Origin of the sequence: Aestuariibius insulae, assembly GCF_040783535.2 — a bacterium.
GTDB classification, from domain to species: Bacteria; Pseudomonadota; Alphaproteobacteria; order Rhodobacterales; family Rhodobacteraceae; genus Aestuariibius; species Aestuariibius insulae.
The window spans coordinates 1-10312 of record NZ_JBFONW020000008.1 but is presented as its reverse complement, the minus strand read 5'-3'; the positions used below and the strand labels follow the sequence as shown (position 1 = coordinate 10312).

Sequence of the window (10312 nt, the reverse complement as noted above, 5' to 3'; positions counted from 1 at the left end):
CCAGCGCGCGGACGTCGCTCCATCCTCCGCTGAGATCGCCGGCCTCAGCAAGCTTGCCATGCTGGCTCGACCAAAGAGCCTGACTGGTCGCATCATCGTAGACGACAAGATTGCCGTCATCCTGCATAACCAACATGAAAGCGCGATCGATCTGTGCCATCGGGCTCGAGGTATCGCTGCTCCAGGCCATTTCACCTGCTGGGTCGGATAAAACAAGGTCGCCGTTCGATTGCATCACCAGCCGCGATCCGGCATCGGCGTCGTGGGTACCCGTTTCCCAGATCACAGATACAGGGTCGCCGAAATACTCGCTGGCCTGCATATCGTAGACCACCAGATTGCCGTCCGACTGCATGACAGTGCGGTACTGGCCGCTTTCTGACTCGAGAAATTCGTTCGTTGTCAGGCTACCGTTGATGAGGCCAGCGCCAATCTCCGAATAAGCCTGCGGCGCGCCGCCCTCGCGAACCACCTGAGTCTGACGCCCGGCACCCAGGTCGACAACCCCGAGGCCGGTCTGCAAATAGCTATGCACGTCCATGATCTCGGCATCGATCACCTCGCCGTTCAGGTGAACTTCGCCGATGCCATCCCCGTCGGCGTCTTGGAATACAGGCCGTGGATCGGGGGCTTCGGGATCCAGACCCGGCGCCAGCACACGCCCCTCGTAGCGACCGGAGATCATGTATTGCTGCGTCGCCCCCTCCAGGTCGGACCCGTAGGCGTCTCTCAGATCGGAATTTGCGGCCAGATAATCCGCCGCCGAGAAAAGAGGCTCGCGTCCTTGGGTATGCCCGCTGGTTGCATAATGGGTCCGCCCGGCATCGGCGTTCATCCCGTAGGCATCCATTAAATCGCTATAGCTGGCGATGTATTCATACGACCGGATATCCGAGAAGGTTTCAAACGTGAGGCTTGGCCCAAGGCTGCGCCCCTCGAAGCGGCCTCCATTCATGTAATGATCGGTCGCCGCGATCAGGTCGTCGCCAAATGCAGCCTGCAGATCCGGATTGGCCGCCAGATAATGCGCCGCCGAAAATGTGATACCGCGGCCCTCGGTATATCCGCTTGATCTGTAGTGAGTGCGGCCCGCCCCGGCATCCATGCCATAAGCATCCATCAGATCGCCGTGGCTTGCGATATATTCTAAGGACTGGAGATCGGACCACCCATCGGCATCTCCGGGACCGGACCCAAAGGGTGCCCATGTATCGGAGACATTCGCATCGCCTACACTTACATTTATGTTCATCGTGCAAAGTCTCCGAAAGACCACCTGCACCGATTATATAGAATGAGCCAAAGCCGCCCCATTGAGAGAACTACTTAGTTTTATCTGTAGTAGCGGAAATCAATCGGTCTTGACCCTAGGATAAAGACTCATAGCCAGTAGATTACGGTTGCAGCGGGAGCGATGGCGGACAGGAAGACCTTTGAACACCTGTCACAGCGAGTTGCGACGCGTCCCCAGCCTTTAAGCCTGCCAAACATGATCTCGATACGATTACGACGTTTGTATCTGCGCTTGTCGTACCGCACTGCTTTGACGCGGAACTCTCGGTTGGGGATGCATGGTCGTATGCCCCTTTATTGCAGGGCTTCTCCGAACCAATCGGCGTCATGGCTGCGATCTCCGAGCAGCCAGGCAACATTTGGCAAGCCGCTCAGCAGCGCCCTAGCTCCGATATTATCGCTGAGCTGCCGTGCGATGATAAAGAAGCTGAAGGCCTGCCCCTGACTGTCGCAGACGGCGTGAAGCTTCGTATTCATACCGCCTTTGACCCCCCAATCAGATGTCGACGCCCCTTTTTGACGCCCGTGCTGGTCGCGGTGCAGTGAGCCCTCAAATAGGATGCAGCAATCAGGAGAGTTCTTTCTTCCCCGTGTTCAGCGGCCAGGATCGTTATGATCTGAGCAAAGACATCTTTCTCACTCCATCGCTTCCAGCGGTTGTACAGGGTCTTCAGCCGCTGAATCACGCCGCTTGGAGGACGTCGATGTTTCCTGACCCCAGTGCCAATTTCTCGTGAGGGAACATCCGTAGCCGACGCGAAACCGCTGTTGCATGAGTTCCTGCGCAAAATGGCGGGCAATTTTTCTAACTCGTGCGGTTCCCAATCGGCGGGGTTATTTCCAGCGCCCCTTCTGACCCTCTAGACGGCAGGTTCAGCAGAGCTCCTCTATAGGTCATCAATGCAGCGCGGACCTCTACCTCGTCCTAATCGGCATTTTGCGCAGGTCTGATGCCGCCCTCTGCCGGGGCCTTTAAGCGTGGGATACGTCGCCCGTCATCTGCGAAAGGTGAATATCCGTCCACGTAGTCATACAGCGAAGCAGGTCACCTAAGTGGCGTTGCAAGCCGTGATCTTGTCTAAGAGGCCGTCATGCATATCGACAAGCATTCCTGCCTTGTCATACGCGGCTTCAACGCCTGTTGGCAAACTACCAGTCAGGGTTTCACCTCCCCATAGCCACCGCCTCCAGGGGATTTGAGGACAAAGACGTCACCTGTATTCATCCGTGCTACATCATTGCCTTTCATCGGTTCAAGCGTTCCGTTCTGGCGGATCACGGTGTTTTCGCCGGTCTTCCCCGGGGCGCCACCTGCAGCCCCGTGGGGTGCGGTTCGCCGATTCGAGGTCAAGGTCGTCACTGTCATCGGCTCGTTGAACCGTAGCTTGCGAATAATTCCGTCGCCGCCCCGATAAGCACCAGCTCCGCCAGACCCGCGTCGGATGGAGAACTCCTCAACTCGCACCGGAAAGCGGGCTTCCAGCACTTCAGGGTCTGTCATGCGCGTATTGGTCATATGACTGTGAACCGCACTCGCGCCGTCAAATCCATCGCCCGCACCGGTGCCACCGCAGATGGTTTCGTAATTCTGATAAATCTCATTGCCGTAGACGAAATTATTCATTGTCCCCTGAGAACCCGCAATCACGCCGAGCGCACCGTAGAGCGTATCCGCAATGGCCTGTGACACCTCGGTGTTGCCGGAAATCACGGCCGCCGGCGCGTCAGGGTTTATCATGGACCCTTGGGGCACCGTCAGGTGCAATGGTTTCATGCACCCTTCGTTCATCGGAATGTTCGCGCCGACCAATGTGCGGAAGACGTACAAAACCACGGCACGGCAAATCGACAGCGGCGCATTGTAGTTTAGATCGTCCTGAGGCGAGGTGCCGGTGAAGTCGATTTCGGCAGACCGCGCCGTTTTGTCGACTGTAATATTCACCTTGATCTCCGCCCCGCTGTCCAGCGGATAGGTAAAAGCGCAATCGTGCAGCACATCCAATACACGGCGCACGCTCTCTTCGGCGTTGTCCTGCACGTGGCTCATATAGGCATGCACTACATCAAGGCCGAATTGGCGGGTGATCTTTCGCAATTCCCGCTCACCTGTCGCGTTCGCAGCGATCTGCGCTGATAGATCGGCCATGTTCTGATCCACATTGCGGCAGGGGTATTTGGCAGAGGACAACAGTTTCCGTGTCTGCTGCTCTTGTAGGACGCCCTCTTTGACCAGCAGGAAGTTGTCAATCAACACACCTTCCTCTTCAATATGATGACTATCAGGCGGGGCCGAACCGGGGGTCGTGCCGCCGATATCGGCGTGGTGCCCGCGGGATGCGACCGTGTAGATGATGTTTTCGCCATCGTCGTCGAAAACAGGTGTGATCACCGTCACATCAGGCAAATGGGTGCCGCCATTAAACGGGTTGTTCATCATGAATACGTCGCCTGGGCGGATTTTACCTGAGTTCTGGGACAGGATGGACCGCACAGAGCCTGACATGGACCCAAGATGGACAGGCACATGGGGCGCATTAGCCACCAGATCACCGTGGCGGTCAAAAATCGCACAAGAAAAATCGAGCCGTTCTTTAATGTTCACCGAATAGGCCGTGTTGGCCAACGTCGCCCCCATCTGTTCAGCGATGGACATATAAAGGTTGTTGAATACCTCAAGCATAACCGGATCAACTGAGGTACCAATGGCCTCGGTCCGTTCAAGCGGCACGACGCGGCGCAATACAAGACTGCCGCCGTTCATACACTCGGCCTGCCATCCTGCCCCGATAATGTTGGTGCCGGTTGGCTCGGTCAAAATTGCAGGGCCGGATACAGTGTCCCCAGTTGCGAGAGTTGCACGGTTGACAAGAGGAACCTCGGACCAACCACCGTGAGAATACATCCGCGCCGTTTTAGCATCTTGTTTTACGTGGATTGTATTGGGCGATATCACCTCCTCGCCCGTGGACCCGATGGCCTCTGCTGTGAGCAAGTCAATGATAAGATCTGCGTTCTCGGGCGCGAATCCAAAGCGCGTTTTATGTGCCGCGTTGAAACTTAGCGTCATTTGCTCCGGCGTGCTGAAGGGCACATCGAGCGTCTGATGTGCACCGTCTGTTCGAATATGGGCCGACACGATCGTCGAAATTTCATCATCACCTATATCTTGTGCGCGCACATCTGCCTGTGCAGCTCGGACAAGTTCACCAACGACAACTTCGGCTTCTGTAATATCGTAGATCGATCTAGCAAATTGGTGTTCACGAATAGAACGCACATCAGCCAACCCCATGCCAAACGCAGATAACACGCCTGCGAAGGGATGGATGAAGATGCTTTCCATCCCGAGCGTGTCGGCCACAAGGCAGGCATGCTGTCCGCCTGCACCCCCAAAGCAATTCATCGTGTACTTGGTCACATCATAGCCACGCTGCACACTTATCTGTTTGATTGCATTGGCCATGTTTTCGACGGCGATCCGCAAGAAGCCTTCGGCGATCTCTTCAGTTGTTTTGTCAGTGCCTATCTCAACCTGAAGCGCTGCGAACTTTTCGCGGACCACGTCCGCATCAAGTGGCTGGTCCATATTCGGGCCAAAGACTGAAGGGAAATGTGATGGTTGCAGTTTGCCAAGCAGTACATTGCAGTCGGTCACCGTCAAAGGCCCACCGCGTCGATATGCGGCTGGTCCGGGGTTTGCACCCGCACTTTCGGGGCCCACCTGCAACCGCCCATCGCGATACGACAGGATGGACCCGCCGCCTGCTGCCACCGTGTGAATAGACATCATCGGCGCGCGCATCCGAACGCCTGCGACTTCAGTTTCAAACGAGCGCTCAAATTCACCCGCGTAATGGCAAACGTCCGTGGAGGTGCCGCCCATGTCGAACCCAACAAGGCGATCGAACCCCAGACCTGCGGCCGTGCGCACCATGCCGACAACGCCGCCCGCAGGTCCTGACAAAATAGCGTCTTTGCCTTGGAACCGGCCAGCATCGGTCAACCCGCCATTAGATTGCATGAACATCAGACTGTCACAGCCCCCTTCGTCGGCGTTCAGGGCTGACGCAACCTGATCAATATAGCGACGCAGGATTGGGGACAGATAGGCGTCTACAACAGCCGTGTCCCCGCGCGATACCAGCTTGATAAGGGGGCTTGCCTCGTGGCTTAGGGACACTTGGGCAAAGCCCGACTGCCGTGCCATATCTCCCAGCTTCTTCTCATGGTCGGTGTATTTGTAGCCATGCATCAAAGCAATTGCGACAGAGCGATACCCCTTCCCATAAGCCCAAGACAGGGCTTCACGGGCGTTAGTGGTATCGAGCGGAGCAATGATTGTCCCGTCCGACGCGATGCGTTCGTCGATTTCAATGACGTCATCGTAGAGCAGTTCAGGCAGCTTGATATTCAGCGCGAATAGGTCTGGACGGTTCTGATAACCGATCCGCAAAAGATCCCGAAGACCTTTGGTGATAAGCAGCACGGTGCGTTCGCCTTTGCGTTCTAGCAAGGCGTTGGTCGCAACGGTTGTACCCATCTTTACCGCTGCGATTTGCCCAGTCGCGATCTCTGCCGTCGGATCGACGCCGAGAAGTGACTTAATCCCATGGACGGCCGCGTCTGGATACACTTCTGGGTTCTCAGATAGAAGCTTGTGGGTCTGGAGCGCTCCATCAGGTTTGCGAGCAACAATGTCAGTAAAGGTTCCCCCGCGATCGACCCAAAACTGCCATTTACCCCTTTGCGAGTGATCCACTTCATCCTCCAAGAATCAATTTGTTGTTGCGTTGTTGATATAACACTGACAAATTGTCAACGTAATGGATTCGAGCACGACAGAACCATTTTTACAACGGTAGGGAGAGACCTCATGAAGCAATTTATCTTCGGCGCAGCAGCACTCGTTTGCGCAACGGCAGCAGCCGCACAGAGCTGGGATATGCCCACGCCATACGGCGACAGCACCTTCCACACTCAAAACATCGCACAATTCGCGGATGACGTCCGCACTGCAACTGATGGCGGCCTTGACATCACTCTGCACTCCGCCGGATCGCTTTTCCCACATGCAGAAATTAAAGGCGCAATTCGCAACCGCTCTGTTCCGTTGGGCGAGTTCTTTTTATCTCGTTTATCCAATGAAGACCTTGCCTTTGGCCTCGACAGCCAACCTTTCGTAGCAACCAGCTATGAAGATGCAGCGCGTCTTTGGGCCGCGCAGGAACCTGTCATCACAGAGCTTCTGGCCGAAGAAGGTCTGATGCCATTGTTCTCCGTACCGTGGCCTGCCCAGGGTCTCTACACAAACGGCGAAATCGCAACTGTTGATGATCTGGCCGGCCTGCGTTTCCGTGCCTACAACGCAGCATTGGAAGAATTCGCGACACTTGCAGGCGCGTCGCCTGTCCAGATCGAAGCCTCTAATATCCCACAAGCCTTTGCGACAGGTCAGGTTGAGGCGATGATTACATCGCCGTCTACCGGTGTTAACTCGACCGCTTGGGATTTTGTAACACACTATACACCCATAAATGCATGGGTCCCAAAGAACATCGTTGTCATCAATAAGCGTATGTTTGACGGGCTGGACGCAGACACACAAGCAGCCGTTCTGGCAGCGGCCGACGCTGCTGAACTCCGTGGTTGGGAGATGTCTGCGGCAGAAGCCGAGAGCATGACAGCCGCCCTCGAGGAGAACGGCATTATCGTCTACCAACCAAGCGCGACCCTGATCGAAGGTCTACAAAGCATTGGTGAGACGATGCTCGGCACATGGGATACAGCTGCATCTAACAGTGCCCGTGCCGTACTGAACACTTACAACAACTAAGCTCTCCCTAAACTGGCCGGTCATGTATGAACGACCGGCCACTTTTCTTGTCAAAGGACGCCCGCGCGATGTCTCGCCTTCTTCAAAACGTCTATGATGTGTGCGGGGTGATTGCCGGGGGGCTGATCCTTTGCATCTGTATTCTGATCTCTGCCCAAATTTGCCTCAATGCATTCGGCCGGATCGCGCCCGGCGTTATACCTTCAACCATTCCATCCTATGCCGATTTTTCAGGCTTTATGCTGGCCGGGGCGACGTTTTTGGCAATGGCCCATACCTTACGAGCGGGTGGCCACATTCGGGTCAATCTCGCCGTATCGCGGCTCTCCCAAAAGGTGCAGTTCGTCGCCGAGGGATTTGTCCTGTTAATTGCAGCTGGCGTCATTGGATATGCCACCTATTTCATGGCCGACCTTGTGCGCGAAAGCTTTCACTACGGTGATGTGTCCAATGGCATTATCCCCATTCCGCTCTGGATTCCGCAAAGCGTTGCAGCCTTTGGCATCGCTTTGCTGTTGGTCGCCGTGATTCATACCCTGTTCGAACTGATCGCTGCCCGCAGGCCGATCCTGTCGACGCCGGCAGAGGTATAAGCAATGTCTGATCCTGTGATCGGTCTTGTCCTTCTGGGGCTTTTGATGACGCTGCTGGCCAGCGGTGTCTGGGTTGCCATTTCTCTGTCCACAGTCGGCCTTGCTGGTTTAGTCTTTTTCTCCAACGCGCCTTCGGGTCTTGTTCTGGCGTCCACTTTTTGGGGGCATTCCTACAGTTGGGCGCTCACAGCCTTACCGCTATTCATCCTGATGGGGGAAATCCTGCTCAGGTCACGAATGAGCGATGATATGTTCACCGGCTTGGTTCCGTGGCTCAGTCGCGCGCCGGGCCGTCTGTTGCACGTGAACGTCTTTGGTTGCGCGATTTTTGCCGCCGTCTCAGGTTCATCCGCGGCCACCGCCGCCACCATTGGCCGTATGTCCGTCCCAGAACTCACCAAACGCGGCTACCCCGAAAGCCTAATCCTGGGCACTCTTGCTGGGTCCGCCACGCTGGGCTTGCTGATCCCGCCCTCGATTATCCTGATCGTCTACGGCGTCGCGACCGAGCAATCCATCGCTCGTCTGTTCATTGCAGCCATCATCCCCGGCATCATGCTAATGACGCTGTTTGCAAGCTATGTGGCGGTACGCGCATGGATGAATCCGGATCTAATCCCCGCGATCAACGAGACGTTTTCCCTGCGCGAAAAGTTCCGTGCCTCGCGGCGCTTGATCCCGGTAGCGTTGTTGATCGGTGGCGTCATTGGGTCGATCTACGGCGGGATTGCATCACCCACCGATGCTGCGGCTTTAGGGGTCGTTCTGGCCACAATCCTTGCATGGACGTCTGGCGCTTTCAGCTGGCAATTGTTTGGTAAAGCCGTGATGTCCGCCACGCGCACGTCCTGCATGATCGCACTGATTCTGCTTGGCGCAGCCTTTTTGTCCGTCGCCATGGGATTTACCGGCTTGCCACGTAATTTGGCGGCATGGATTTCGGACATGAACCTGTCCATCACCGCCCTGCTGGTCGCCCTTACGATTTTTTTTACCATCTTGGGATGCTTTCTAGACGGCATCTCCGTCATCGTTCTGACCACATCGATCATCATGCCGATGGTCACCGCCGTCGGGATCGACCCGATCTGGTTCGGCATCTATCTGGTAATTGTCGTTGAGATGAGCCAGATCACACCGCCCGTTGGTTTCAATCTGTTCGTCATCCAGGGCCTAACCGGGATTGACATTTTACGAATCGCCAAGGCTGCATTTCCGTTCTTCTTACTGCTGCTCTTGGGGGTTTTTCTGATCTGCCTGTTTCCGCAAATCGTGACGTTCCTGCCAACGTTCATGGCCAGTTAGCACCTAGTCACCATCCGGAGGTAAAGATCGCATCATGGTTGGAACATCATACAGGCGGTAGAGGTCTCCATGGGTTTTTCGATCCCTCCCCTATCGGCGCTGCCGAACCCGCTATTGTGCGCTGCCCTGCTCATTCTTGCCATCGCGGCAATAGATGGTGTCCTCTCGGCGTCGTCAACTGACCGCGTGTTCACCAAAACGCTTATCCTTTAGGCATTTGCCCTCAGCATATCCATACAACGTATCGGGGTCTGAGGTCCGGCAGCATGATCGAGCAACGCGCCGTTTTAACTCTCACCTTTAGCAATCGCAACGACGGTCTTTCCCAAGGCGGTGTCGGGCGGCAGCCTGAATCTGGGGGTTTTGTTGTTCTTTGCCTTTTTCCAATGGCCCATCTTCATCCTGCCGTGGCCTCTGAAAAGCAGTCTTCCTAACAAGCCAGCAGCTTATAAAGACGCCGCTGCCCTACTGGCCTGATCATATTGACCAGACAAAGCACGTAGGCTTGCCGCGATTTCGCGCATGCCTTCGCCAGTCATATCCAGACGGGACAACCCATCAACAAAGCAACGATCGCGTACGACCCGATAGGCTTCACAAAGCTCCTCACCCGCGGGCGACGCAGTGTAAAACACCTCTTTGCCGCGCTTCTCCGACTCCAGCAGCTTCATCTTCATCAGCTTGCGCAGCGCATAGTTCACCGTATGCGTGTCCTCGATATTCAGCAGAAAACAAATATCCGTCAGACGTTTGTCGCGCCGACGGTGATTGGTATTGTGCAGCACGAGGATTTCCAATGGCGTCAGATCGGTGTTTCCTGCCGCTGACATGCACCGGGTCATCCATCGCGAGAACGCATTGTAGGCAATGATCATCCCGTACTCGATCTCGGATGACTCCCAGTTGTCACCATCCGCGAGGTGACGCGAAGAAACAATGCGACGTTTAGGAATGTCTTGCTCTGACACGGCGGTTTTCCAATACAAATTGCTTGCATGTAATTTACAAAACGCTTGCGAAATTCTCAACAGCCTATTTGATCGCCTCTTTATCATGTCGAACCGCTATCATTGGCAAAATTATTGATTTCCGCTAAGAGGTAACCTGGTTTTTTCAGCGAGATTTGACCCACCGTTGTTTACGTCTCTCAGGCCCTCCAGGGGGTCTGTCGCGTTGTGCGAGCTAGTTCATGCGTCAGCTGACACGAGAAGCTCGAGTGATGCGACGCCGTGATCCGTTCAGAGGCTATCGGCTCCCGAAGGACGTCATCCTCCTCACCGTTCGCTGG

At 55.4% G+C, this 10312-nt stretch carries 7 protein-coding genes and 1 pseudogene; 4 read left to right on the top strand and 4 right to left on the bottom strand.

Annotated features, from left to right (window positions below):
* The 3 genes and pseudogenes from AAD018_RS18330 to AAD018_RS18320 all read right to left on the bottom strand — a co-directional run.
* Nucleotides 1-1252 (bottom strand): hypothetical protein (locus AAD018_RS18330; protein ID WP_412005327.1); only part of this gene is annotated, 1252 nt, incomplete at its 3' end.
* 128 nt (nt 1253-1380) lie between these two features.
* Nucleotides 1381-1964, bottom strand: a pseudogene (locus AAD018_RS18325) (IS5 family transposase); the annotation flags it as partial.
* A 485-nt stretch (nt 1965-2449) separates the two neighbouring features.
* The gene (locus AAD018_RS18320; RefSeq protein WP_412005326.1) at nt 2450-6064 is read right to left on the bottom strand and encodes a hydantoinase B/oxoprolinase family protein; all 3615 of its coding nucleotides are present in this window, start codon (nt 6062-6064) and stop codon (nt 2450-2452) included.
* Nucleotides 6065-6166: 102 nt separating this feature from the next.
* Between AAD018_RS18320 and AAD018_RS18315 the strand changes: the two genes are divergently transcribed.
* From AAD018_RS18315 to AAD018_RS18300, 4 genes are all read left to right on the top strand, one after another.
* Nucleotides 6167-7126: a TRAP transporter substrate-binding protein gene (locus AAD018_RS18315; protein ID WP_367316651.1), complete on the top strand. Its 960-nt coding sequence runs from the start codon at nt 6167-6169 to the stop codon at nt 7124-7126.
* Nucleotides 7127-7194: 68 nt separating this feature from the next.
* Nucleotides 7195-7719, top strand: a complete 525-nt coding sequence (locus AAD018_RS18310; protein WP_367316652.1) for a TRAP transporter small permease — start codon at nt 7195-7197, stop codon at nt 7717-7719.
* Between the two features lie 3 nt (nt 7720-7722).
* A complete protein-coding gene (locus AAD018_RS18305; protein ID WP_367316653.1) occupies nt 7723-9024 on the top strand; it encodes a TRAP transporter large permease in 1302 nt (433 codons plus the stop codon).
* Between the two features lie 266 nt (nt 9025-9290).
* A complete protein-coding gene (locus AAD018_RS18300) occupies nt 9291-9458 on the top strand; it encodes a hypothetical protein (protein WP_412005325.1) in 168 nt (55 codons plus the stop codon).
* A gap of 12 nt (nt 9459-9470) precedes the next feature.
* On the opposite strand, the gene AAD018_RS18295 is transcribed toward AAD018_RS18300, so the two are convergent.
* Nucleotides 9471-9992: a winged helix DNA-binding protein gene (locus tag AAD018_RS18295; RefSeq protein WP_367316654.1), complete on the bottom strand. Its 522-nt coding sequence runs from the start codon at nt 9990-9992 to the stop codon at nt 9471-9473.
* Between the last annotated feature and the right edge of the window lie 320 nt (nt 9993-10312).

Coding starts and splice junctions, on each gene's coding strand:
- AAD018_RS18315 (WP_367316651.1), top strand. CDS start 6,167: ATGAAGCAATTTATCTTCGGCGCAGCAGCACTCGTTTGCGCAACGGCA.
- AAD018_RS18310 (WP_367316652.1), top strand. CDS start 7,195: ATGTCTCGCCTTCTTCAAAACGTCTATGATGTGTGCGGGGTGATTGCC.
- AAD018_RS18305 (WP_367316653.1), top strand. CDS start 7,723: ATGTCTGATCCTGTGATCGGTCTTGTCCTTCTGGGGCTTTTGATGACG.
- AAD018_RS18300 (WP_412005325.1), top strand. CDS start 9,291: ATGATCGAGCAACGCGCCGTTTTAACTCTCACCTTTAGCAATCGCAAC.